25 protein-coding genes are annotated in these 25,143 nt (G+C 53.7%); 17 read left to right on the forward strand and 8 right to left on the reverse strand.

All coding sequences use genetic code 11. The annotated features are described in order from the left end of the window. Positions 1-88: 88 nt before the first annotated feature. Positions 89-1,576, forward strand: coding sequence for an alpha-amylase (amyA, locus tag ACSIPU_RS05155; RefSeq protein ID WP_004103463.1), 1,488 nt, complete (start codon positions 89-91; stop codon positions 1,574-1,576). A gap of 38 nt (positions 1,577-1,614) precedes the next feature. Here amyA and yedD read toward each other — a convergent pair whose 3' ends face one another. Further along, a complete protein-coding gene (gene yedD, locus ACSIPU_RS05160) occupies positions 1,615-2,031 on the reverse strand; it encodes a lipoprotein YedD (protein WP_026055909.1) in 417 nt (138 codons plus the stop codon). A gap of 456 nt (positions 2,032-2,487) precedes the next feature. Here yedD and rcsA point away from each other — a divergent pair, with 456 nt between their 5' ends. Beyond that, complete coding sequence (gene rcsA, locus ACSIPU_RS05165) at positions 2,488-3,111, forward strand: transcriptional regulator RcsA (RefSeq protein WP_004103465.1); 624 nt, start codon at positions 2,488-2,490, stop codon at positions 3,109-3,111. A 41-nt stretch (positions 3,112-3,152) separates the two neighbouring features. On the opposite strand, the gene dsrB is transcribed toward rcsA, so the two are convergent. Then, positions 3,153-3,341, reverse strand: coding sequence for a protein DsrB (gene dsrB, locus ACSIPU_RS05170; protein WP_004103466.1), 189 nt, complete (start codon positions 3,339-3,341; stop codon positions 3,153-3,155). Positions 3,342-3,473: 132 nt separating this feature from the next. On the opposite strand from dsrB, the gene yodD reads away from it, so the two are divergent. Continuing rightward, positions 3,474-3,689 carry a YodD family peroxide/acid resistance protein gene (yodD, locus tag ACSIPU_RS05175; RefSeq protein ID WP_004103467.1) on the forward strand — a complete coding sequence of 72 codons (216 nt, stop codon included), beginning with the start codon at positions 3,474-3,476 and terminating at the stop codon, positions 3,687-3,689. Positions 3,690-4,018: 329 nt separating this feature from the next. On the opposite strand, the gene dgcQ is transcribed toward yodD, so the two are convergent. The 3 genes from dgcQ to ACSIPU_RS05190 all read right to left on the reverse strand — a co-directional run bounded on the left by dgcQ (position 4,019) and on the right by ACSIPU_RS05190 (position 6,960). Further along, positions 4,019-5,686: a cellulose biosynthesis regulator diguanylate cyclase DgcQ gene (gene dgcQ / locus ACSIPU_RS05180; protein ID WP_024274410.1), complete on the reverse strand. Its 1,668-nt coding sequence runs from the start codon at positions 5,684-5,686 to the stop codon at positions 4,019-4,021. Between the two features lie 107 nt (positions 5,687-5,793). Next, on the reverse strand, positions 5,794-5,973 hold the full coding sequence (locus ACSIPU_RS05185; protein WP_004113841.1) for a YodC family protein: 180 nt from the start codon (positions 5,971-5,973) through the stop codon (positions 5,794-5,796). A gap of 75 nt (positions 5,974-6,048) precedes the next feature. Next, entirely contained in the window at positions 6,049-6,960 is a 912-nt protein-coding gene (locus ACSIPU_RS05190; RefSeq protein ID WP_016808327.1) for a DUF808 domain-containing protein, read from the reverse strand. A 183-nt stretch (positions 6,961-7,143) separates the two neighbouring features. Between ACSIPU_RS05190 and yedA the strand changes: the two genes are divergently transcribed. Beyond that, the gene (yedA, locus tag ACSIPU_RS05195) at positions 7,144-8,055 is read left to right on the forward strand and encodes a drug/metabolite exporter YedA (protein WP_004103473.1); all 912 of its coding nucleotides are present in this window, start codon (positions 7,144-7,146) and stop codon (positions 8,053-8,055) included. Here yedA and ACSIPU_RS05200 read toward each other — a convergent pair. Further along, on the reverse strand, positions 8,030-8,524 hold the full coding sequence (locus ACSIPU_RS05200; RefSeq protein WP_016808328.1) for a very short patch repair endonuclease: 495 nt from the start codon (positions 8,522-8,524) through the stop codon (positions 8,030-8,032). The genes yedA and ACSIPU_RS05200 overlap by 26 nt on opposite strands. A gap of 19 nt (positions 8,525-8,543) precedes the next feature. After that, a complete protein-coding gene (locus ACSIPU_RS05205) occupies positions 8,544-9,194 on the reverse strand; it encodes a GntR family transcriptional regulator (RefSeq protein ID WP_004103478.1) in 651 nt (216 codons plus the stop codon). Positions 9,195-9,447: 253 nt separating this feature from the next. Here ACSIPU_RS05205 and ACSIPU_RS05210 point away from each other — a divergent pair, with 253 nt between their 5' ends. From ACSIPU_RS05210 to ACSIPU_RS05240, 7 genes are all read left to right on the forward strand, one after another. After that, a complete protein-coding gene (locus tag ACSIPU_RS05210) occupies positions 9,448-10,221 on the forward strand; it encodes an SDR family NAD(P)-dependent oxidoreductase (RefSeq protein ID WP_004103480.1) in 774 nt (257 codons plus the stop codon). A 14-nt stretch (positions 10,222-10,235) separates the two neighbouring features. Then, on the forward strand, positions 10,236-10,946 hold the full coding sequence (locus tag ACSIPU_RS05215) for an SDR family oxidoreductase (RefSeq protein WP_024274412.1): 711 nt from the start codon (positions 10,236-10,238) through the stop codon (positions 10,944-10,946). An 87-nt stretch (positions 10,947-11,033) separates the two neighbouring features. Further along, entirely contained in the window at positions 11,034-12,314 is a 1,281-nt protein-coding gene (locus ACSIPU_RS05220; protein WP_004103483.1) for an MFS transporter, read from the forward strand. A 17-nt stretch (positions 12,315-12,331) separates the two neighbouring features. Next, complete coding sequence (locus ACSIPU_RS05225) at positions 12,332-13,471, forward strand: mandelate racemase/muconate lactonizing enzyme family protein (protein ID WP_024274413.1); 1,140 nt, start codon at positions 12,332-12,334, stop codon at positions 13,469-13,471. Between the two features lie 4 nt (positions 13,472-13,475). After that, entirely contained in the window at positions 13,476-14,357 is an 882-nt protein-coding gene (locus tag ACSIPU_RS05230) for a D-hexose-6-phosphate mutarotase (protein ID WP_004103486.1), read from the forward strand. A gap of 9 nt (positions 14,358-14,366) precedes the next feature. Continuing rightward, a complete protein-coding gene (locus ACSIPU_RS05235) occupies positions 14,367-15,485 on the forward strand; it encodes a mandelate racemase/muconate lactonizing enzyme family protein (protein ID WP_029779349.1) in 1,119 nt (372 codons plus the stop codon). Between the two features lie 3 nt (positions 15,486-15,488). Then, positions 15,489-16,208 carry a serine aminopeptidase domain-containing protein gene (locus ACSIPU_RS05240; RefSeq protein ID WP_049095666.1) on the forward strand — a complete coding sequence of 240 codons (720 nt, stop codon included), beginning with the start codon at positions 15,489-15,491 and terminating at the stop codon, positions 16,206-16,208. 200 nt (positions 16,209-16,408) lie between these two features. Here ACSIPU_RS05240 and ACSIPU_RS05245 read toward each other — a convergent pair whose 3' ends face one another. Beyond that, complete coding sequence (locus ACSIPU_RS05245) at positions 16,409-17,122, reverse strand: FadR/GntR family transcriptional regulator (protein ID WP_004103492.1); 714 nt, start codon at positions 17,120-17,122, stop codon at positions 16,409-16,411. A gap of 272 nt (positions 17,123-17,394) precedes the next feature. Here ACSIPU_RS05245 and ACSIPU_RS05250 point away from each other — a divergent pair, with 272 nt between their 5' ends. The 6 genes from ACSIPU_RS05250 (at position 17,395) to ACSIPU_RS05275 (ending at position 25,128) form a co-directional block, all read left to right on the forward strand. Beyond that, entirely contained in the window at positions 17,395-19,107 is a 1,713-nt protein-coding gene (locus ACSIPU_RS05250) for a dihydroxy-acid dehydratase (protein ID WP_004103495.1), read from the forward strand. 52 nt (positions 19,108-19,159) lie between these two features. After that, positions 19,160-20,464: an FAD-dependent oxidoreductase gene (locus ACSIPU_RS05255; RefSeq protein ID WP_024274416.1), complete on the forward strand. Its 1,305-nt coding sequence runs from the start codon at positions 19,160-19,162 to the stop codon at positions 20,462-20,464. Positions 20,465-20,474: 10 nt separating this feature from the next. Beyond that, complete coding sequence (locus tag ACSIPU_RS05260; RefSeq protein ID WP_004103498.1) at positions 20,475-21,371, forward strand: NAD(P)-dependent oxidoreductase; 897 nt, start codon at positions 20,475-20,477, stop codon at positions 21,369-21,371. 1 nt (position 21,372) lies between these two features. Then, positions 21,373-22,134 carry an HpcH/HpaI aldolase family protein gene (locus tag ACSIPU_RS05265; protein ID WP_004103500.1) on the forward strand — a complete coding sequence of 254 codons (762 nt, stop codon included), beginning with the start codon at positions 21,373-21,375 and terminating at the stop codon, positions 22,132-22,134. A 57-nt stretch (positions 22,135-22,191) separates the two neighbouring features. After that, positions 22,192-23,541: an MFS transporter gene (locus ACSIPU_RS05270; protein ID WP_004103504.1), complete on the forward strand. Its 1,350-nt coding sequence runs from the start codon at positions 22,192-22,194 to the stop codon at positions 23,539-23,541. 63 nt (positions 23,542-23,604) lie between these two features. Next, positions 23,605-25,128 (forward strand): UxaA family hydrolase, encoded by a 1,524-nt coding sequence (locus ACSIPU_RS05275; RefSeq protein WP_004103505.1) that lies wholly within the window; start codon positions 23,605-23,607, stop codon positions 25,126-25,128. Positions 25,129-25,143 lie beyond the last annotated feature (15 nt).

The following is a 25,143-nucleotide window of genomic DNA, read 5'->3' on the forward strand; positions in this document are numbered from 1 at the left end:
ATAGCGAAAACGTATCGAAAACATCTCCGTTTTGCTGGATATCTCTCATACTGCAATGGTCAGCTTGATGACGTCTGGAGCAAGGAAGATGAAAAACCCCACGTTACTGCAGTGCTTTCACTGGTACTACCCAACCGGCGGCGAATTATGGCGTGAAGTCGAAGCCCTCGCGCCAAACCTTAACGAAATCGGCATCAACATGGTTTGGTTGCCTCCTGCCTACAAGGGCGCCTCCGGCGGCTACTCTGTCGGCTATGATTGCTACGACCTGTTTGACCTCGGCGAGTTTGACCAAAAAGGTTCAGTCGCCACCAAATATGGCGATAAAGACCAGCTCCTCGCCGCAATCTCCGCGCTGCGCCAGCACGATATCGCCGTGCTGCTTGACGTTGTGGTTAACCACAAAATGGGGGCCGATGAAAAAGAGCCGGTACGCATTCAGCGCGTTGATCAAAACGATCGTACGCAAATCTCTGATGAGATTATTGAGTGCGAGGCCTGGACGCGTTACACCTTCCCCGCCCGCGCCGGTAAATACTCTGAATTCATCTGGGACTATAAGTGCTTCAGCGGGATCGATCATATAGAGAATCCTGATGAAGATGGCGTGTTTAAACTCGTCAATGACTACACCGGCGACGGATGGAACGATCAGGTCGATGATGAAATGGGCAACTTCGACTATCTGATGGGCGAAAATATCGATTTTCGCAATCGGGCGGTTACCGAGGAGATTAAATACTGGGCGCGCTGGGTAATGGAGCAGACCGGGTGCGATGGCTTCCGCCTTGATGCGGTTAAACATATCCCCGCCTGGTTTTATAAAGAGTGGATCGAACACGTCCAAGAGGTGGCGACAAAACCGCTGTTTATCGTCGCGGAATACTGGTCGCACGAAGTTGATAAGCTTCAGCAGTATATCGCCATGGTTGACGGCAAGACGATGCTGTTCGACGCCCCTCTGCAGATGAAATTTCATGAAGCTTCGCGGCAGGGTCGCGATTACGACATGAGCCAGATTTTCAGCGGCACGCTGGTTGAAGCCGACCCATTCCACGCCGTCACCCTGGTGACCAACCATGATACTCAGCCGCTGCAGGCGCTCGAGGCGCCGGTTGAGGCCTGGTTCAAGCCGCTGGCGTATGCGCTGATTCTGCTGCGTGAAAACGGCGTTCCCTCGGTCTTTTATGCCGATCTCTTCGGCGCCAGCTATGAAGATACCGGTGGCGATGGCGAGAGCTACGCTATTGAGATGCCGGTAATCGAACAACTACACGAACTGATCGACGCCCGCCAGCGTTTTGCCCACGGTGTACAAACGCTCTGGTTCGATCATCCGAACTGTATTGCCTTCAGCCGGAGCGGCACCGAGGATGATCCGGGCTGCGTGGTCGTACTATCCAACGGCGACGATGGGGAAAAAACGCTCCCTCTGGGCGAAAATTACCGCAATAAACGCTGGCGAGATTTTCTCGGCAACCGCGATGAGGTTATTGAAACCGACGATGAAGGAAACGGGACTTTCACCTGTAGTGGCGGCAGCGTAAGCGTGTGGGTGATTGAGGAAGCACTATAAAACTTCGCGGGCTGAGAAGGATTCAGCCCGCATCAAGCTTACCGTCCGCTTTTATCAGCCGACGCTTTTTTCCACGCCAGTTCACACTCCGGAGTGAGGCGATCCACCCGTTTAAGCGTCATACGATCGTAGCGCAGCGTATTGCCTTCACGCTCAAGCGGATAGACATCTAACGCGGAGGTAACGTTATAGATCACATCATCACGCTTCATTAATTTCCCCGGCAGGACGATCACCCGTTGCCACTGTCGACAGTCAAGCGTATCACCCTCTTTGGTCACGATAAGGCTCGCTATCGCGTCAGGACTCATCATTTCACTCTGCGGGCCTGCCGTTTGCCAGTATCCCTCCAGCCCTGCAGGCGCCGGCGCTTTAACAACATCGCTGTAGCTATCAACCTGCACGCACCCGGTCAGGGCTAGCAGCGCGCCAGCCAGTACCATCTTTTTCATCATTCATCCCACAAACCGATAAAAAAAGCATTGTGGCATTAAAGCGGTAAGCCTGCCACTCTTCCGGGATCGAGTACAGGCTAAGCAGAGTGCCCGCCTGCACCGCGTTATATGGCAAAAAATAGCCATGGAATGTTAAGTTATTCTCATCCATCCCATTAATGCCATTAATTCGAAGACGTTATTTTAACCACTCAATATAAGGATAATCCTATTTTAAAAAAGCGTAAAAATGGCAAACTTATATATGACGGGTATTTAATGTTTTTATTTCCTCCACATAGCCTTTTGTAGTCTTTACTTTGAGAATATTCCTGGCAAATTAGGGGCATATTAAGGAATAGTTCAGGCTGCCTAATGGTTCCACGGCAGCGGTCGTTTTAATTGCTAACAAAATGGACTTCATCGCGCTTGTCGGCGAGGGATAAATTATCGTTACGTGTTGATTGAGGATGGGTCATGTCAACGATTATCATGGATTTATGCAGCTTCACCCGGCTGGGATTAACCGGGTACCTGACAAGCAGGGGGGTAAAGAAGCGTGAGATCGCAGAAGTACAGAGTGCGTCAAACCTGAAGGCAATGTGTGAAGCCAGCCGCCCTGCCGTAGTATTTATCAATGAGGATTGTTTTATTCATCATGAAGAGAGCAACCAGCTTGTCCGACAAATCATCAGCCAGTATCCCGCCACGCTATTCATTATCTTTATGTCGCTGGCCAATATTCATTTCGACCATTACCTGCTGGTGCGCAAAAACTTACTCGTGTGCTCGAAATCGCTGACCGAAAAAGACCTTGATGACATTCTCGCCAACCGTCTTAAATATGAGAACTATCGTGCTGCCCGGATTAATATTCCCACGCTGACCTTAAGCCAGACCGAATCAAATATGCTTCAGATGTGGATGGCCGGACACGGAACCTCTCACATATCAGCGCAGATGAACATTAAGGCCAAGACCGTGTCCTCGCACAAGGGCAATATTAAAAAGAAGATTCAAACCCACAATAAACAGGTGATTTATCACATCGTCCGCCTGACCGAAAACATCACATCCGGAATTCACGTCAACCTGCGTTGAAAAACGCTGGCGGCCGCTGCCGCCAGTTCACTCGCGGCGAATCACTCTTCCCGCTCAACGAATATACCGTCAGGATGGCCGTGCTCGTTAAAAAACCAGATCCCCAGCGGATAATCCTCCAGCGAAACCAGATACATGACCCCTTCGCTAAACGACTCTATTGCCAGCACAACGCCCGACCGACGTGGGCCACCATCGGTCTTCACCGTGACACGATCGTTTACCTGCATAACTCATCTCCTCTATTTTTGAGCCAGTGTAGAACAAAACTGCCGATCGCGCAGTGTCCGGCCGGGCAACTGCTGTTTTTGTAGACCGTCTATACTTAAGGAGCCCTGTCTGAGTTAAGCGAGGTAGCCGAAATGAAAATCGCCAAAGAGCACAAAGGCACGGGAAGCGTTGATGTTGACGCCCTGCTGGCGGCGATTAATGAAATCAGCGAAAGTGAAGTCCAGCGAACGCAAGACGATCCTCATCACGTCAGCATTGATGGCCGGGGTTACCATACCTGGCGCGAGCTGGCCGAGGCCTTTGAACTCGATATCCATGACTTTAGCGTTACCGAAGCTAATCGCTGATCGTTGCGCGAAAAAAATCCCGACTCGCAGGAGTCGGGATGAAACTTGCTAATGCAAGAAGCACTTGAAAATTCGTTACACCAGGATATCCGATGCGCTACAAACATTACCCTCAATTATTTTGCATGACAACAAACATTCATGGAGTAAATTATTGAAAAATGGGGTCAAGAAAGCCGCCTGCGCTGGCAACGCTCGCCAGGCAAGGACTCTCGCTATTTATTCTTCCACGAACGTTTGCGCATCGCTCAATGTTTTTAAGAATAATCTCACTAAAATAGCCAAAACGGATGATTTAAATTCATTTTATTCACACGATAAATGATACATCACCCGTCCGCACATACCTGATTGCGCCCGTTTTGCTTGGCAAGATACAAACGATGATCGGCGACCGACTGCAGGTTCTCAAAGCTGTAGTCGCTGGAATCCTCACTGCAGCTCACTCCAAACGACGCGGTGATACGTAAAGAGGCGCTGTTGCCGAGTAAAATTTCACGACTATTGACCCGTATACGGATCCGTTCTGCAATGGCCGTCGCCTCTTTTAGTCTGGTATCAGGCAGGACGATGCAGAATTCTTCTCCACCAACCCTCCCTGCAAAATCGCCTTCGCGAATATGGCTGGCGATAGTACTGGCCACCAGCGTCAGCACGCGATCCCCCGCATGATGCCCGTACCGATCGTTAACGCTTTTAAAGTAATCAAGATCGAGTTGAATCACCGCCACTGGACGCTTCAGGCGTTCGCTCTGGCGAGCAGCTGCCGTGGCGCGTTCAAATAACGCCCCCCGATTTAACAGGCGGGTCAACGCATCATGCCATGCCTGCCATTCGAGGGAGGTCTGCAGCATACTCATATTGCGCACCATTCGCCGAATTACGAACCACGAGATCATCAACATCAGGGTGAACATTAACCACATCAGCATCAGGGCAATAGTGATGCTGCCAAAGTCGCCGCGTACCCCCTCCTGAATAGTGTGAATACGGATTAGCACCCCATCAAAATTGCGGATCTTCTCCCAGCTGATATAACGGGTAACCAGGCGAATCCCCCCCTGATTCTCACCAGCAAAAGCGCGCTTCAGCATCTCCTGTTCATGCGTAGACAGCAGCGTCAGCACGTTGCCCGGCGCAGAAGAAGCTATCAAATTAAGTTGATTATCATAAAGCTGATACTCGCCTTCCTCACCCGTCTTTATCGCATTGACCAGAAACGCCTTCATCTCCTGTACCGAGAAGTCCATCGCCAGGACACCGAGCCAGAAACGCTGGAAATCAAGCGGAATAGACGCCGTTATCACCGGTATTTCACGCGGCGATTCATCGCCGGAAAATGTTTGCCATACGATACCGCGAGCAGGGTTATTACGCTGCGTTTGGCGGGTAAACCAGGCATCGCTCGTAGCCTGGGAATAGAGCGCCAGCGCCTGCGTCGAATTTTTCAGCGGCTCAGTGGTGATAAAAAAGCCGCTGCGCGACACGTACAGCATACGCTTAGCGAAACCCCGGTTGTTATTGGCCAGGCGCAGCATATAACCGAGTTCAAGGGTAGCCATCAGCTCGTTCCCGGAAAAGGGAGTGTCGCGGGAAAGAAGTTCGTCGCCGTCGATAAAGGCATCGGCAACACCGTAGACCGGCAGCGTTCGTCGATTGTGAATCTCAACTGACCAGATCGGATCGTGTCGCTTCGCTAAATAACTCTCTTCGGCCTTGCGCAGCACGGCAAAATCTAACGGCGTCTCCAGCGCGGAATGCATGCCGTTACGAAAAAAAATCATTCTGTCGATATTAAATTGCAGCAGGCTGTCAAATTCATGTGCCACGTTTTCAAGGTTGTTGCGCTGGTTAGCGACGTAGGCTTCTTCCAGAACCTTGATCTCACGCCATATCAACAGCGTAGAGAAGCAGAAGACGATAAAAAAACAGAGGTTAACCACATATCCGGGGCTTAAAATCTGGCGCAGCTTTTTCACCCACATCAGCTTATCCATCGTTTTCTCGCAGCACGGTTAAAGAAGCAAACTTCATCCACGCTCCCTGTTGGTAAAATAATTCACAATATGAAAACGCCCGACGGATGCCGGGCGCTGATGGAGGGTCAGGTGCGGTTCAGCTTCCCTCCTCCTCCACGGATAAGTTCATCCTCACGAAATGCCTCGCGCTTTACGCCGTAACCGTCATACCAACGACATTCCACCATGCCGCTGGCGAATCCGGTAACGACCATGCGGGGGCCGCCGTTTTTGCGTCTCACTTCATCACTGACCAACAAGACCATTTTTGCCTCCGGTATCAGGAAGAAACAGATTTACCTTAGACGAAGGTGAACCACTTTGCATGATAGATAGCACATTTACTCCGTAGAACCGCGAAGAGCGGCTATCGCTTTCACCACGGCCAGCACGATGGCGCCAATAATGAATCCCAGCACCAGATTTGCAGCCGTTGGCAGCAGCGAGGCAATGACGCCATTCTGCCCCTGAGCCAGATTTTCAATGGCATGGTGCAGCGGCGTGAGACCGTGGACCACAATGCCGCCGCCGACCAGGAACATCGCCAGGGTGCCGACGATGGACAGCACCTTCATCAGACGAGGCGCAATCGCCAGCAAAGCTTTCCCCGTCCACTGCGCCAGCGCACTGCTTTTCTCCGCCAGCCAGTAGCCCATATCATCAAGCTTGACGATAACCCCCACCAGACCGTACACCCCCACCGTCACCAGCAGCGCAATGCCGGACAAAATCAGAATCTGATTTAATAACGGCGCTTCAGCTACAATCCCGAGGGTAATCGCGACAATTTCCGCAGACAGAATAAAATCTGTGCGCACCGCGCCTTTTACCTTATCTCGTTCAAACGCCATCGGGTCCTGATTGGCCAGGGCTTCAAGCCGCTGCTGGCGAACCTGCGGATCCTCTTTATGTTTACGCGCCTGCAGAGTGTGCACCACCTTCTCGACGCCTTCAAAGCACAAGAAGGCGCCACCCAGCATCAGCAGTGGCGTAATCGCCCACGGGATAAAAGCGCTAATCAACAGCGCCAGCGGCACCAGAATCACTTTATTGATCAATGAGCCTTTAGCTACGCCCCATACCACCGGCAATTCACGGTTGGCCCGCACGCCGGTTACCTGCTGAGCATTAAGCGATAAATCATCACCCAATACGCCTGCCGTTTTTTTTGCCGCCAGTTTCCCCATGACCGAAATATCATCGAGTAAAGTGGCAATATCATCCAATAAGGTTAATAGACTACTTCCCGCCAAAATTGCATTCCTTCATTTATGATTGTTCCTCATGAAGTATGAAGCAAAAGCGCTTTTTCGCCCACTGGCGTCCTTAGTCAACATAAATTTAACCGCGGCAGGCTAACTAAAGCGCTCGCCAGCACGATAGTTTTCACGTTTACTATACGTCTCCTTTCTATCTCTGCACCGTCGTGAGGAAGTATGTCTACCCGTCAGCTGTTGCCGCTCATCGGGGCGTTGTTTGCGCTGTATATCATCTGGGGTTCCACCTATTTCGCTATCGCCGTTGGCGTCGCCAGCTGGCCTCCGCTGATGATGGCTGGCGTGCGCTTTCTTTCCGCTGGCGCGGTGCTGCTCGCCTGGTTGCTGGCCACGGGCCATAAGCTCCCGTCGCGCAAACCGCTGCTCAACGCGGCGCTGATCGGCGTTTTGCTGCTGGCCGTAGGCAATGGTTTTGTGACGCTTGCCGAACACCAGCACGTCCCCTCAGGTATTGCGGCAGTCATGGTCGCGACGGTACCGTTGTTTACCCTATGTTTTAGCCGTTTTTTTGGTATAGCGACCCGCAAGCTTGAGTGGTTAGGGATCGCGATAGGTCTGGCAGGTATTGTTCTGCTTAATAGCGGCGGCAACCTGAACGGTAACCCCTGGGGAGCGCTGCTGATTCTGATCGGCTCGATGAGCTGGGCCTTTGGTTCGGTCTACGGTTCGCGGATTGAGCTCCCCACCGGTATGATGGCGGGCGCGGTTGAAATGCTGGCGGCAGGGATTGTGCTGATGATTGCCTCCGCGCTGAGCGGTGAAAAGTTAACTCAGATACCCTCATGGTCCGGCATTTTTGCCGTCGCCTATCTGGCTATCTTCGGATCGCTTATCGCCATCAACGCCTATATGTATTTAATTCGTAACGTGACGCCAGCCGTGGCGACCAGCTATGCCTACGTCAACCCGGTAGTCGCCGTCCTGCTGGGCACCGGTTTTGCCGGGGAAAGCTTATCTCCCGTAGAGTGGCTGGCGCTCGGCATCATAATTTTTGCGGTCATTCTGGTGACGCTCGGCAAATACCTGTTCCCGGTTCGTCGCGAAATTACGTCCTGTAAGGCGCAGAAGTAACGTCTATCAGACCTATGCCTTGAGTATCGATCTGCGCGCACCGATCGCCGCCGCAGATCCACTCTTCCAGTCGTTCGCCCAGCGCTTCGTCGTTAAGCTTCTTTCGCCCGCGCAGCGCGCATTCCCAGACCACCAGCACCCGCCATCCCTGCTCCACCAGTCGCCCGATATCCCGGCGATCGCGCGCCACGTTTTTGGCTATCTTGTCGAGCCAGAATTCGGTTCTCGTCGCGGGCACCTTAAACAGATAACAGTCGTGATGGTGCCAGAAGCAGCCGTGAGTAAAGATTACGCACTGATAGTCTGATACCACAAAATCCGGGCGGCCGGGGAGCGCGGCGTCCTGTACGGTAAAGGAAAAACCGGCACGCGCCAGCAGCCCCGCCAGCCGTTTCTCAATTGCCGTATCGCGGGTGCCGATCGCGCGCATGTTTTTACTACGGGTGGCTTTATCGTGAACGTCGGCCATGGTTAATCTCATATTTTAATCAGCGAGTTAGAGACTTATAGGTAAACTCGGTGAAGTAATCGTTGACGTTTTTCGACGCGCTGGCAGCCAGTTCTTCGTCACCATGACAGATATTACGCAGCATGGTGGCATTCAGCTGCGATGCTTTTACCAGCTCTTGCTGGTTGCTGGCGCTAAGCTGCGCAAACCAGAAACGACTAGAAAGCCCCTGTAGCGGAGAAAGGCACGGCTGGAGATATTCGTTCTCGGCGGCCAGGCCAATCAAGGCATAGGTTTGTTTCAACAGCGCGCCGAACTGCCGCATATGCGAAATATCGCTAATCGCCTCAAAAGATTCCGCCAGCAGCAGCATCTCTTTCTTCTGCTGGTGCGTGCCACGCCGGGTCGCAAGACGCACAGCGAACTCGCCTACACAGCGGCGTAGCTCCAGAACCTTGAGCTGTACTTCAACGGAAATCGCCGGAATAAATACGCCCTTATAGGGATAGATTTCCACCAGTCGGTCATTGGCCAGACGCTGTAACGCTTCCCTTACCGGGCTACGACCAAAGCCGGTCAGCTCCATGAGCTGCGCTTCAGACACCATCGAGCCTGGCGCAAGATCCTGAAAAATAATCATGCTTTCAATGGCTTCATAGGCCTGATTCATTTTATTGACGGGTGGATTCATTAGCGTTCTCCCTGCTGAATTGCAGCATTATCCGCGCAATACAGCAAAAATGAAAATCGAAAATTCTCAGTTAATTAAACAGTTACGACAAAACTTGTGATCGACATCGTATTTAGCCCAACAGATGATGGATGTTTTTTTCACGAAGTGCAAATCTAATAACCAACTAATATATCAGTTGTTGATTAAGTGACTAAGATATCGTCAACGCAGGATGCGTTCATCATGTGTTGCACACTAAAAGGAGAAAGTCGTGAATCTACATAACCAGGTCGCACTGGTGACGGGTGCGGGAAATATGAAAGGGATCGGCAAAGGTATTGCCTGCGCCCTTGCCGAAGCTGGCGCTGATATCGTCATCAACTACGTTGTGAATCCAGAAGAAGCAGAACAAGTTGCCGGCATTATCCGCGGACTCGGAAGGCGCGCCCTGCTTGTCCAGGCCGATATATCCAATCCTGAACAAGTACGCCAAATGTTTAATGATATCGATACTCACTTTGGACGCCTCGATATTCTGGTTAACAACGCCGGCGTATGCGTCTGGGAACCGTTCCTCGAAATCAGTAAACCGGCTTTTGACCATGCGGTGAATATCAATATTAAAGGAACCTATGACTGCGCCCGCCACGCAGCCCGCATGATGGTAAAAAAAAGGATCCGCGGGCGCATCATCAACGTTGCCTCAGGCCACGCGCGCCGTCCAATGGCGCTGATGGGAGTCTACGCTGCCACCAAAGCTGCTATCGATCAGATGAGTCAGTCGATGGCCTTCGAGCTGGCACGCTACGGCATCACGGTGAACCAGCTCTGGCCGGGGTTTGTCGATACTAATATCAACGATCCTAAACCTGAACTGGCCACGCGCGAGGGACGCAAGAAACTGCTGGCGACAATTCCTGTTGGTCAACCAGCAACCATCGAAGAGCTTGGCGCGGCTGCAGTGTATTTAGCCGGGGACAAAGGCGCGGTAGTTACCGGTGATTTTATTAAAATTGATGGCGGCCAGCATATCCGCTGTATTTAATCAGGAGAATGACGATGGAACACAAAAATACGATTCTGATTGCTGGCGGCAAGGCCGAACCCGAACTGCTATCCACCCTGGAAAATCTGTATTTACAGCAGGGTTGGGAGGTTTATTTTAGCCAGCAAACCGAATATGAAAAAATAAATCAGGCTATCAATACCATTATTATTGACGGGCGAAAGCTAAACGCTTTCATTTATATTTCTCCGCCGCCGCTTCGTGGCTCAATGCTGGACGACGATGATAATATTATTGCGAACACCATGAACGACGACCTGGAACGCGGACTATGGTGGGTACAAAGCGCCTGTAAAAAGATGGTGCAACAGGGGGTTGAGGGGCGCGTCGTCACGCTGGCGCACATCGCCGCGCTGGTGCCGACGGAGTATTATTCTTACGGTGCCGCCAGCCAGCTAGCGCTGATGAATACCTGCCGCTCCGGCATTCAGGAACTGGTATCCTATGGCATAAAAATCAACACCCTGTTTCGCGGTTTCACCAGAGAGGATCCGCAGCAAAAAACGTTCGTCGAGCAGCTCAGAGAGTTACATAAAGATGATGGTATTCCGCTGCTGGAATATACTGGCGCAATGGAGATAGCCAAAACCTGCGCGCTGTTAACCGATCCGCAAATTCACAGTTTTAATGGCGCGATGTTAACGCTTGACGGTGGTTTTTATGTCACCCGGAAAATACGTTACCTGGATCCCATCAGGGAGTGATAAACCTCAAATAATAATAAAAAATAATTATTACGAAAATTGTGCATTGTTTTTACCGCTAACCCTATATTAGTGAAAGGTATCTCTATGAATACGCAATTCCGTCGTGTCATTTTAGTTATGCTGACGCTGGCGATGGTTATTAACTACCTCGACCGTTCCGCGCTGGCTTACGCAATGCCCTTTATTACCAAAGACTTTCATCTAACGCCTGAGGAAAAAGGGATTATTTTTGGCAGTTTCTCTATTGGCTATGCGTTATTTAATTTTATCGGCGGAGTACTGGCCGATAAATTCGGCCCCAAGCGGGTATTTTGCTGGTCGATGTCCGTCTGGTCAATTATCTGCGGCCTGACAGCGGGCTGCTTTAACTTCTGGACCATGTTTATTGCCCGCGCCTTTTTCGGCGCCGGAGAAGGCCCCATCTCCACAACGGCCAATAAAGTGGTCAACAACTGGTTTCCGCTCAATGAGCGCGCACGCGCGGTCGGCATTAACCAGGCCGGCGGCCCGCTGGGCGGTGCCATTTCCGGCCCCGTAGTGGGCTTTCTGTGCCTGACGTTTAACTGGCGGATCTCATTTATCATTATTGCGTTTATCGGTATTACCTGGGCCATCATCTGGGCGCTGATCGCGACCGATAAGCCGCGTGATAACAAACGCGTTTCTGCGGCAGAAGCGCAGCTTATTGAAGGCGAAGAAGAAGACGTGGCTCCGCAGACCGCACCGGGAACGCCTGCCCCCTCCATGTGGAGCGCAATCCTCCAGCCCTCAATTCTGGCTACCGCCCTGTCGCTATTTTGCTTTAACTATGTCCTGTTTTTCTTTATGAACTGGTTCCCGACGTTTCTTGTTGATACTACCGGGATCAGCCTGAAAGACATGAGTCTGGTCGGCGTATTGCCCTGGGTTGCCGGAACGCTCGGCTACGTATCCGGCGGGTTCATTATCGACTTTATCTACCGTAAAACCGGCAAGCAGCTTTTCTCCCGTAAAGTAGTGCTAGTGACCTGCTTCGGCATCTGTTCTATCTGCGTAGGGCTAATCAGCCAGACGCAGACCGCCATGGGTGCTGTCACATTAATGACTATCGCCTTCGGCTTTATGCAAATCGCCGCCCCGGCCTACTGGACACTCATTCAGGACGCTGCGCCGAAAGAGTACGTTGGCAGCGCTGGCGGTCTGATGCATGGACTGGCCAATATCTCCGGCATCGTCGCACCAACCGTCACCGGCTTTATTGTTGGCTCCGGCTCCTATTCTGCCGCCTTTATTCTTGCGGGCTGCCTCGGCGTACTGGGTGCAACCGTAGTGGCTTTGTTCGTCAAAAAAGCCGCCCAGCGCGATGAGCATAAAGCCCTGGCCTGATCCCGGAGGAGAAGAGCGTGAAAATTATTGATTTTAAATCCGGGCTGTACCGCGTGCCGCTTACCGAAAACTGGGGGTCGTCGAACTACGCGTTCTCCAGTCTGGAATTTGTCGTGCTGTGGTTAAAAAGCGATACCGGGCATACGGGTACCGGCTGGACATTCAGCACGGGCATCGGCGGCAGTGCGTTTAAGAACCTGATTGACCATTATCTTGTCGCCAAAGTGATTGGCGAAGATCCGCTTAACGTCGAGCGACTGTGGAGCCGCATGTGGCTGGAGAGCCACGATATTGGCTCAGCGGGCATCACAACGCACGCTATCGCCGCAGTGGATATCGCGCTGTGGGATCTGATTGGCCAGCAGCTAAATCAGCCGCTCTACCGCCTGCTCGGCGGCTACCGGGAGTCGCTTCCCGGTTACGGCAGCGGTGTCAACCTGCATCTCTCGATTGATGCCCTGCTCGCACAGATGGAAGGGTTTCTGGCCGCGGGCTACCGTACGGTCAAAATGAAAATCGGTAGTGAGAACGTCGAAGACGATCTGGCGCGTCTGCTGGCGGTACGCAAATTTGTGGGACCCGCGATCAACATCGCCGTGGATGCCAACAAGAAGTGGTCTTCCGCCGATGCCGTGCGCCGAATGGCGGTACTCAAAAATGCCGGTGTGTACTGGCTGGAAGAGCCGCTACTCAGCGACGATATCAACGGCCACCGTTTGCTACGCCAGAAATGTCCGGTCCCCATAGCCGTGGGAGAAAGCCTGTACACCAAATACCAGTTCGCCCACTGGATTGGACAAGAAGCTTGCGACTACATCCAACCAGATGTTTATCGCGTGGGCGGGATTACTGAATTCGTGAAGATCGCAAAATTAGCCGAAAGCCACAACGTTCCCGTGATCCCGCATTTTGGTATGGAGCTTATCGCGCATCTGGGCTGCGGCTTGCCCAATATCCAGCTATTTGAGGGGCTAAAAGGCGCGAGCCTGAGCGAAATGGGCATTATCACGACGCCTTGCCCGGTAATGAACGGCACAATTCGCCCTGGTGAAAAGCCAGGACACGGCATTGAGTTCGACAGCCGGACGCTGGCGCGCTATGCCGTAAACGATACGCAGCTTCGGCAGCAAAATATTACTACCCGCACGGATGTCTGAACCAATGAGCCTGATTAAACAGCTGTTTACCCTGCCGGTACTGGAGACGTTAAGTCCCGGTATTACCCGGCGAAAAATGGATGAACTGGAGGTTGTGGTCATTCAGACGCCCTTCTGCAAGGCCGCAATTGCGCTTCAGGGCGCGCATTTATTGACCTGGAAACCATCCCGACAGGCATACCCCGTACTGTGGTTGAGTGACTGCACACCGTTTAAAATCGGCGTGCCCATTCGCGGCGGCGTGCCGGTATGCTGGCCGTGGTTTACCGATCTCGGCGGCGAACCGTTTCACGGCTTTGCCCGCATTTTACCGTGGCGACTGACGGCGCTTGATAACAACAAAACGTCGTTCGCGCTGACGTTGACGCTCAATGACACTCCACAAACACGACAGCTCTGGGATCACGCTTTTCAACTGGAGATGACGCTGACCTTCACCGCAGAGGTTTGCGAATTGCTGCTCACTGCCCACGGGAGTTTCAGCGCCACCGCAGCCCTACATAGCTACCTCTCAACGCCGGATATACGAGCGACGCAGATTTATGGCGTGGGCATGCAAGGCTACGACACGGTCGCCGGGGAACCCGTGCAGAATCTGCCGTCCCCCCTGTCGCTCAGCGGGGAATTTGGCACGATCTTCCCTCAGGCAAAAAAACAAACTGCACTTGTCACGCCCGCCAGAACCTTGACGCTTACCCATGTTAATAACAGCAACGTAGTGGTATGGAATCCCTGGCAGCAGCGGGCAGAACAGATAAGCGACATGTCGGACGATGGCTGGCAGAACTTTGTTTGTCTTGAAACGGCGGCTATCGACAGCCCCCTTGTCAGCACGCCTCAACATCCGGCGTCAATAGGCGTGCAGTTCGCGCTATCACATCATTAAGGACACTTTATGCGTATTACGAACATAGAAAGCTTTCTGGTCCGTTTGCCTTATACGCCAGCACTGACGCGCACTACCAACAAAGAGGGGCGCTTTAACGCCGCGCGGGCGCTGCATCCTACGCTGGATTCGCTGTTAGTGAAAGTCGAAACCGATACGGGCCTGACGGGCTGGGGAGAGGCGTTTGGCCACGCCTGTAACCCGGCCAGCATGGCATTGCTCAGCGGTCTCCTCGCCCCCTTCTTTACGGGGGAGGAATGCGCTGACCCGGCGGCGTTAATGCAGAGAGCGCATTACGCTTTTCACAGCTACGGTCGCGGCGGGGTGATGATGTATGCGCTTTCCGCGCTGGATATCGCCTTGTGGGATCTGCGCGCTAAAGCAGAGAACCTGCCGCTGTGGCAATTGCTCGGCGGTACCCGTGCGCAGGTGGAACTCTATCCCAGCCTGACCAGCTTCGATGGTGATGTCGCTAAATTAATGGATTGTATTAACCCTTTAATTCATAAGGGATACAGACATATAAAACTGCACGAACGAGATCCCCTGGCAATTGCTGAAGTCGCCAGGGCGCTGCCGGATAATATCACCCTGATGGTTGATACCAACTGCGCGTGGGATGTCCCGCAGGCGGAGCACATCCTGCCGCAGCTGCAGGCGGCTGGCGTCGCGTTTGTGGAAGAGCCCACCTTTCCGCCGGAAAATTTAAGCCAGCTCCGCTATCTGCGCCAGACAACGGGTGCGCACATTGCTGCGGGCGAAAATTTCAATAACAGTGAGGAGTTCGCGCTCAGTATGGCCTTAGACGCGGTTGATGTATTGCAACCGAGCGTAGCCAAAATTGGCGGTATTTCCGCCGTACTGGAGATTATCAAACGCGCGCGCGAGCATGAAAACGTCAGCCTGCTGCCGCACTGTTTTTACTACGGCCCTGGCCTGCTCGCCAGCGCTCACCTGCTCAGCGTGATGCCAGAGCCCGTTCCGCTGGAAGTGCCGTGGCTGATGTTCGAACAAACGCTGCATCCGTTTATGCGCTTCCAGCCGGTGATGAATCTGCCGAACGCGCCGGGTCTCGGTTTTAATCCGGATTTCGATGTGCTGGAACGGCATCTGGTTGCACAGGGATAATCAATGGATATCGTTATTTCAGACCGCCTGCTGGTAAAAACACCTGTACTTTGGTTCCGGGCAGATGATGACGCAGCCAGTGACAGGCCGCTTATCATTCTGTTTCATCGCTTCATGGCATCCAGAGAACTGGATGCCAATCTGGGATATATGCTGGCGCAGGCGGGCTACAGCGTGGTGTGTCCGCAGGCGATGATGCATAGCGCCAGGGATGATACTACGCTTCGCGACGCCTCTTTCTGGTCAATTTTACAGCACTCGTTAGAGACATTTCCCGCGCTGCTGGCCGCTTGCCAGCAGGAAAAGCTCGGTGATGTTTCACGACTGGGCGTAATGGGCACTTCGATGGGCGGTTTCGCTGTACTGGGGACGATGGCGCAGTATCCGGAAATTCAGGCCGGAGCAGCCTATATGGCAAGTGGTTATTTTACCGAGGCAATAAGCGAGATCCATCCCCCAACGGCCAGCGCGCTGGCAGCCTGCCTGCATGGGATTGCGCCTTATGACATTGCCGGGAAAGAAGAACGCCTGGCGCAGCGTCCGCTGTTTGTCTGGCACGGTCAGCAGGACACCGTTGTTGATGTTAAATATGCTGAACACCTCAGAGAGGCCATCGGCAGTGGCGACCTCACCTGTCTTATCGATCCGCTGTCGGGGCATAAAATCAACCAGCAATCGGTTGAGGCGGGCATCGATTTTTTCCACCGGGTTCTGCCGGTTTAGCAACATTAGCTCAGTACAGTCATGCCTGGAATCCCCGGGTCGCGGCGTAAAAGCCTTACCCGGGCTCCCCATCTACAGATAGCTGTGGCCCTGTTAAACGCAGCGCGAGCCAGGGAAAAAACCACGCCCGCAGACGAGTGGGAACCTGTAGCCCGGCTAAGCGCAGCGCGAGCCGGGAAAAATCACATATGACGGCCAGCTCAGTCAATCTCTTTATCTACATGCTGCACAATCAGATCCGCCACCCGCTGCGAGTTTTTCGCCGCCAGCGCATCCAGAATGCCTAAGTGTTCTTCATGCAGCACCTGAGTCTGCTCTGGAGTAAAACCATACTGTTTCCACGCCAGTACCCAAAGATGATGGATCTGTTCCTGCATGTTGATCAAAATAGGGTTACCGCCGAGCTGCGCCACTTTTTTCTCGAAGCTCAGATCCAGCGCGCTATCATCGTCATCACAATCCTGACGCGAAAACTTTTCCCGGTTAAACTCGATAAGCTCCCGCAGTTGATTAATCCCCGTTTTATTAGCGCGCCAGGCGTAGTCTTCAAAGATGGCTCGTTCAATAGAGGTCCGCGCCACGATAAGATTGCGCAGAAACTCTTTCGTTACCCCGCCTTCAATCAGCTTCGACAGGCTATGAGTATCGCTAAGCGACACCGCCGGTGGCTCGGTTAAGAAGGTTCCGCTCCCCACACGAGTCTCAATACGCCCGGAGGATTCAAGCACCTTCAGCGCCTGGCGCACCGACGTGCGACTGACGTTGAGCATCTCGGCAAGCTCGCGCTCCGAGGGCAGCCGCTCGCCGGGTTTGATCTGCTTACTGTCGAGCAGATTTGTAATGTGTTGAATGATCGTCTGAAAAACATCCGTGCGCTTAATAGGGATCATCGTAAATTTATTCTTGTCCGGCATACCGTTACCTCTTCCCAACGACGTTTCGCGCTTACAAGCGGTTATTTTCCCTGCGCGGCGTCGCCATCAATCACTGCAATCATAAATTGGATGGACCACTGTACCACTATTGACTGCCAGGTGCGCTATTTTTCCATCTTCATGGGCAAAAACGTCTAAAAATCCTCCGTTATGTGATCTTAATTACATTTCCCTTAAAAATTGGTTGGACAACCAACCCAAACAGAGGATATTTCGGATCGTAAAACCACAACCCGATAAAGGAATTCAAGATGTACAGAAGCAATTTCAAGCCGGGATCCACCCGCTGGGCAGTACGTCGTGCGCAATGGCGCAGCATGGGGATCCGCGAAGAAGACATGTATAAACCGAAGATCGCGATCATTAATACCTCTAACAAACTCTCCTGCTGCTATGTCCATCTGGATGAACTGTGCCGGATCGTCGAGCAGGCAATCCGCGATGCGGGCGGACTACCGTTTGAAGTGCGCACCGTCGCCCCCAGCGACTTCGTCACCAGCGCCGGGAAAAAAGCGCGTTATCTGATGCCGACCCGCGACCTGATGGTCAATGAAGTGGAATGCATGATGGAAGGCGCGGTGCTGGACGGGATGATCTGCCTCTCCTCCTGCGATAAAACCACGCCAGCGCATCTGATGTCGGCGGCGCGGCTGAATGTCCCTTCCCTGCTGCTGACCTGCGGTTATCAGGTGGGCGGCAAGTGTTCAAATGAAAAATTCGACGATCAGTTCTTCGATATTGATGACGTTTACGAGCAGGTTGGCGCGCTGGCAACAGGTGCCATCAGCGAAAAAGAACTGACCGACATGACCGATGTCGCAATCCAGTCGCCGGGCGTCTGCGCCGGTTTGGGTACCGCTAACTCCATGCATATCGTCGCCGAAGCATTAGGCATGACGCTGCCGGGCAACTCACCGATCTGGGCCAACGGTCGTAAGGTAAAAGAGTACGCCCAGGCCGCCGGGAAGCGGATCGTCGAACTCACTCAGCAACAGGTTTTGCCGCGCGACATCCTTACCGAAAAAGCGATTCAGAACGCAGTGATGACCGTGCTGGCGGTCGGCGGTTCAGTCAATACTGTTCGCCACCTTTCTGCGGTTGCCACCGAGGCGGAACTCCCCATCGATGTGGTCAGCCTGTATGAAAAATACGGAAAAGACATCAAGTTGCTGACCTCTGTTCGCCCTAACGGTCCCTTCCGCACTGAAGATCTGGAAGCGGCGGGCGGCACTACGGCGGTGATGAATCAGCTGCGCGACTTCCTCAATCTGGATGCACTAACGGTCACGCAAAAAACCGTCGGTGAAAACATTAAAGACGCGGTAGTAAAAAATCACGAGGTGATCCGCACGCTGGATAACCCGGTCAGCCAGCGCCCTGGCGTCGCCATCCTGCGCGGCAACCTCGCTCCGGACGGCGCGATTGTTAAGCTCTCCGCCGTACCGGGAGAGCTGGAACAATTTACCGGTCCAGCCAATATCTACGAAGGTGAAGACGAAGCCATTGAAGCGTTGAGCGAAGGGAAAATACAGAAAGGCGACGTGATTGTTCTGCGCAATATGGGTCCAGCTGGCGGCCCCGGTACGGTGTTTGCCTGTAGCTTTGTAGCAGCCCTCAACGGCGCGGGAATCGCGGCGCACGTAGCGGTGATCACCGATGGTGAACTCTCGGGCCTGAATCGCGGAATTATCGTTGGCCAACTAATGCCTGAAGCCGCCGCAGGCGGGCCCCTGGCGGTGATAGAACAAGGCGAAACCGTACATATCAACTTCACCGACCTCAGCATCAATATGGATGTTCCGCAGGAAGTGATTGATGCCCGTCTGGCGCAATGGCAGCCCAAACCTCTGCCGCTGGGCGGCGGAAGCGGCACCTATCTGTCGCAATATGCCCAACTGGTCCAGCCGATTGCGCAGGGCGCAGTGCTGGGGAAACGACGCATCCACGCGAAAAATATCGACTAATCATTAAATTATGAGGGTGACTGTCTCACCCTCATGACAGAGGAGGCACGTCATGCAAACCTGGCACGAAGTCGCCAACAAGATCCCCGTCACCTACGACGTTGATGTTCTGGTAGTGGGTGGTGGTCCAACCGGTGTTGCGGCAGCCACCGCCGCTGCGCGAGCTGGGGAAAATACCCTGCTGATTGAACGCTACGGTTTTTGCGGTGGTATGGCGACAGCGGGTATGTCGGGCGCGATTTGCGGCCTGTTTACCTCCGGCAAAGGCCCCCATAAGCAGCTGGTGCACGGTTTTGCCGGTGAATTTTACCAGCATCTGAAACACCGGGGTGCCGTCAGCGAACCGTTCCCGTTTGGCGAAACGCGGCTGGTCGTCCATGAGCCGCACACCTGGAAAGAGGTGGCCGACGATTTACTCTCCGACAGCGGCGCACGGGTGCTGTTCCACACCCTTGCCACTGACGTAGTAATGGATGGCAATCAGCTGCTCGGTGTGATTATTGAGAACAAAAGCGGACGCCAGTTAATAACCGCCCGCCGCTTTATCGATGCCTCCGGCGATGGCGATCTCTGCGTCAAAGCGGGCGTCCCGTACACCTGCGGGCGCAACGGTATGGTCCAGTATCCGACCATGGTGTTTCGTATGAGCAATGTCGATATCGAACGCGGCATTGGCCACCCGGTCGCCCAACTGGAGGCCTGGGTTGAAGCTGCGCAGGCACAGGGATATCACCTGCCGCGCAAGCATATCTATCTGCTGCCCTCACCTCGCCCCGACGAAGTGATGTGCAACGTCACCAGCATTTTGCGCGACGATGGCAGACCGATTGACGCCACCTGCGCAGAGGATCTGACGTTTGCCGAACTGAAGGGACGCAAACAGGTACGCGAATACGAGCGTTTCCTGCGCGCCTGGGTTCCTGGATTCGAGCAGGCGCGCCTGAACGATGTCGCGGCGCAAATTGGCATCCGCCAGAGTCGGACCATTGCAGGTCGCTACCGCCTGACCAACGACGATGTTTTCCAGGCGCGCAAAAGCGAACGCAAAGTTGCCAGCAGCGCCTGGTGCATCGAAGCACACGGCCAGGACGGCATCTTTATGTTCTACCTCGACAATGATTGGTACGACATTCCGTACGACACATTGGTGCCAGAAAACGTTCCCAACCTGATTACAGCAGGCCGTACGCTGAGCGCCGAGCATGAGGCGTTGGCCTCGGCCCGCGTCACCGCGCAATGCTTTTTGACGGGCTTCGCAGCCGGAACGGCCGCCTGGTTAAGCCATCGCGAAGGGTGCGCATTCGCAGATATCGATGTTGCGGAGCTGCGCAGCATTATTGAATACCAAACTTATTAAGGTGATACAGATGAAACCAGTTTTAGGCTTTATTGGTCTGGGCATTATGGGCAAACCGATGGTACGCAATCTGCTGAAAGCAGGTTACAGCGTCCATATTTACAGCATCGTGGCGCAGGATGTGGAAGAGATTGCCCGTGATGGCGCTATCGGTCAGGCATCCGCTCGTGCGGTCGCCGAAGCGGCAGATATCACCATCACCATGGTACCGAATACGCCGCAGGTGGAAGATGTCCTGTTCGGTGAAAATGGCCTGGCACCAGCGCTGCGTGAAGGTAAAGTCGTTATCGATATGAGCACCATCTCTTCGCTGGCGACAAAGCAATTTGCTGACACCATCAAGTCGCTGGGAGCACGAATGCTTGATGCCCCGGTAAGCGGCGGTGATAAAGGCGCGAAAGGCGGTACGCTGTCAATTATGGTGGGCGGCGAAACCGAAGTCTTTGAACGCTGTAAACCGGTACTCGAAGTGCTTGGCTGCCGCGTCACTCATGTCGGCGACAACGGCGCAGGCCAGGTGGTGAAATCCTGTAACCAGGTTCTGGCCGCCGCCACTATGGCTGCGCTGGGGGAATCGCTGGTGATGGGGGCAAAGGCTGGCGTCGATCCGGCCAAAATCGTCGAGGTGCTCTCCGCCGGATACGCCCGCTGTGGCGCGCTGGATATTCGCGGTAGCCTGCTGCTGGAGCGTAACTTCGAGCCCGGATTTATGACTCGTCTGCAGTACAAAGATCTCAATCTGGCAATGGAGCTCAGCCAGGGTATTGACTCCCCCATGCCAATCGCCAGCCTGGTGCGCGAATTATATAAAACCTGCATAGCGCAGGGCGTTGGCAACGAAGATCACTCCAACATCATAAAAGTGTTTGAGCAGCTCTCCGGCATCCAGGTCAAAGCAAGGAGCTAACATGCGTTTTCCCGATTTGAAACAACGGCTCCGCGACGGGCCGTTACACGGCTGCTTTGTTACCTTCCCTTCAGCAGCAATAACTGAATTTACCGCTGCCATCGGATTTGATTTTGTGCTTATCGATAACGAGCACGGCAATATGAACCCGGAAACGGTGGAAGATATGGTGCGCGCCTCTCATTGTCAGCAGGTGCCGTGCCTGGTGCGCGTCCCATACAACCGGGCTGAATATATGCGCAAAGCGCTGGATTTCGGCGCCGATGGCGTACAGGTACCGCTGGTCAATACTGTAGAAGATGCCCGCGCCGCCGCCCTGCCCACGCTGTTTCCCCCGCAGGGCGAACGCGGAGTTGCCTTCCTGCCGCGCGCAGCCAGCTACGGAATGTGCGCTGATAAAGCGCGTTATCTGGCTGAAGCCAACGCCTCGCGGATACTATCGGTACATATTGAAACAATAGAAGCGGTAGAAAACCTGGATGAGATCCTCGCCACCGGGCTGGCCGACGTCTACTTCATCGGGCCGGGGGATTTGGCCGTTTCGATGGGTTATGGACACGATCTCAACCATCCCGATGTGCTGGCAACCATAGAGCGCTGTATTCGCAAAATCGCCGCCAGCGGCAATATTGCCGGAACCTACGTGGGAACTCCGGAGCGCGCGGCTGAGGCGATAAGCTGGGGCGCTCATTATCTGGTGACTGCGCTCACCCCACATCTGGTGAGCGGCGCAAGACACTACTTACAAATAAAAAACCAATAACCACTCTCTACCCTACAAACTTTTCCGGCGTTAGCTGCCGGAACGGGAGAATGCACAATGAGCATTGCAGGCAAGAAAACGCACGCCCGATATTACATCTTATTTATGATAACCCTTGTCTTAACGCTGGCAACCGGGGATCGCGCCACGCTCTCCGTTGCCGGGCCGGAGATGCAAAAAGAGCTCGGTATTACCGCCGTTGAAATTGGTTATCTCTTCTCCGCGTTCAGTTGGGCGTACGTCATCAGTATGACGCCTGCGGGCTGGGTGGCCGATAAAGTTGGCTCCAAACGGGCCATGTTTCTCGGGATCCTGCTGTGGTCAGTGATGACAGTATTTATGGGACTAGTCAGCTACATCACTTTTGTTGTCCCGGCCCTGCTAATCCTGCGCTTCTTGCTCGGCGTATGCGAATCGCCAGTTGGCCCCTCAGCCGGTCGTATCATCGCGGCCTGGTTTCCCTCGCAAGAACGCGGCGTTGCCGGCGCCATCTTTAACAGCGCGCAGTACGCTTCACTGGCGATATTCACTCCGCTGATGGCCTGGCTATGCCACGCCTTCGGCTGGGATCACGTATTTATCGTCATGGGCGTCATCGGCATCATCATCGCTTTCTGCTGGTCTAAATTCTTTTACGTCCCGACCAGGCATCCAGGAATCAATAACGAAGAGATGGAGTACCTGAAGGAAGGCGGCGCACTGGTTGAACTGGACACCGTTGCAAGCGTAAAAGGCGAACGCAAGCGCGCAGGCTGGCAGGAGATCGGCCAGCTGTTCAAAAGCCGGATGCTGATCGGAATTTTCATCGGCCAGTACTGCATCTCCGCGATTACCTGGTTCTTTATGACCTGGTTCCCGATTTATCTGGTGAAAGAGCGCGGGATGTCAATTCTTCAGGCCGGTTTTATGGCCTCTGTCCCGGCAATTTGCGGGCTGGTGGGCGGCATTATGAGCGGTTTTTTCTCCGACTGGCTGCTGCGTAAAACCAACAATCTGAGCCTGGCACGTAAGGTCCCGATCACCATCGGTCTGACCATGAGCGCCAGTATGATCCTTTGCAACTACGTAGGTTCAGAAGCGCTGGTGATGTTCCTGATGAGCGCCGCGTTCTTCGGCAAAGGCTTTGGCTCCCTGGGCTGGGCGGTGGTCGCGGATACCGCGCCGAAAGAGATCATCGGTACCACCGGCGGCCTGTTCAACTCGCTGGGTAACATCGCGGGCATCGTCACGCCGGTGGTGATCGGCTACATCCTGCAAGAAACAGGCTCTTTCGCCAACGCGCTGGTCTTCGTTGGGACCCACGGGATTATCGCCGTCTGCAGCTACTGGTTCATCGTCGGTAAGATTGAGCGCCTGAAAATTGCTCCACGTGATGACGCTGCCTCCATGCAAAAACGTGAAGCCTGAAACCTAAATTCTTTCCGCCGGCAAGCGGGCAGAAACTAAAGAAATAAATAAGGAAGCAATGTTATGACAAAATCTCCGGTTATCCGTCTTGATGAAAAAGACAACGTCGTGGTCGCCCGGGTCGCCATCGCCTCCGGTACCCCGATCGCTGGCGAGAATATAACCACGCTGCAGGATGTTCCGCTGGGGCACAAGGTAGCAACAAGACTTATTAAAAAAGACGAACCGATCCTCAAGTACAACACGGTCATCGGCTTCGCGCCTGAGGACCTCCCGCCAGGCACATGGCTACATAGCCACAACATCGTGTTTGAAGATTTTCAGCGTGACTACGCCTTTAGTCGCGACTATCGCCCGGTACAAACCGTTCCGCCAGATCAGCGACGGACCTTCAACGGCTACGTGCGTGAAGATGGTCGAGTCGGGACGCGTAATATTCTCGGCGTGTTCGTGGTTGGAAACTGCGGCGCGACGGTGGCGCGTAAAATAGCCGCTCACTTTACTGAAGAACGCCTGCAAGCATGGCCAAACGTTGACAACGTCGTGCCCTATGTTCATGAACTGGGCTGCGGCATGGAGATGAGCGGGGAACCCATGGATCTACTGCGCCGCACATTAGCAGGTTATATCAACAACCCTAATACCGCTGGCGCGCTGGTTGTGGCGCTGGGCTGCGAGCGCAACAACATCCACGGTTTCTTTGAACAAATGGGTCTTGAAGAGTCTCCCATGCTGCGCAAACTGGTGATTCAGGATACCGGAGGAACGCGGAAAACCATTGATGAAGGTATCGCTATTATCGAATCCATGCTGCCGCAAGCTAATACAATCAAACGCCAGCCGGTCTCCGTTGAGCATCTGACCATCGGGCTACAGTGCGGTGGCTCCGACGGTTTCTCCGGGCTTTCCGCCAACCCGGCGCTGGGCGTGGCGATGGATCTACTGGTCGAACAAGGCGGAACCGCGATTCTCTCGGAAACCACTGAAATTTTCGGAGTTGAGCACACTCTCACCGCGCGCGCCGTCACCCCCGAAGTGGGACAAAAACTCGTCGACTGCATCAACTGGTGGCTGGAATATAATAAAGGACGCGATTGCCAGATCAACGGCCGGGTTAGCCCTGGCAATAACGCAGGCGGACTGGCAAACGTGCTAGAGAAATCACTGGGCGGGGCTAAAAAAGGCGGTAACTCTCCGCTAATGGAGGTGTACCGCTATGCGTATCCGGTAACGCAAAAAGGATTGGTCTTTATGGACACCCCCGGATATGACCCTGTTTCAGCTACTGGCCAGGTTGCTGGCGGGGCCAACATGATTGCCTTCACCACCGGGCGCGGCTCCTGCTTTGGCTCAATGCCCGCACCGACAGTTAAGCTTGCCAGCAACACTCCGATGTATCAGCGTATGACGGAAGATATGGATCTCAACTGTGGCGCGGTCATCGATGGCGACGCCACGCTGCGTCAGATGGGGGAGACGATCTTCGAAAAAATCATCGCCATTGCCTCCGGTGAGCAAAGTAAGAGTGAAGCGCTGGGATTAGGGGAAAACGAGTTTGTTCCCTGGCCGATTGGGGTACTGGCGTAAGAGTTTAACACTGAT

The sequence above is a fragment of the Klebsiella sp. HN106 genome (assembly GCF_051209435.1).
GTDB lineage: Bacteria > Pseudomonadota > Gammaproteobacteria > Enterobacterales > Enterobacteriaceae > Klebsiella > Klebsiella oxytoca.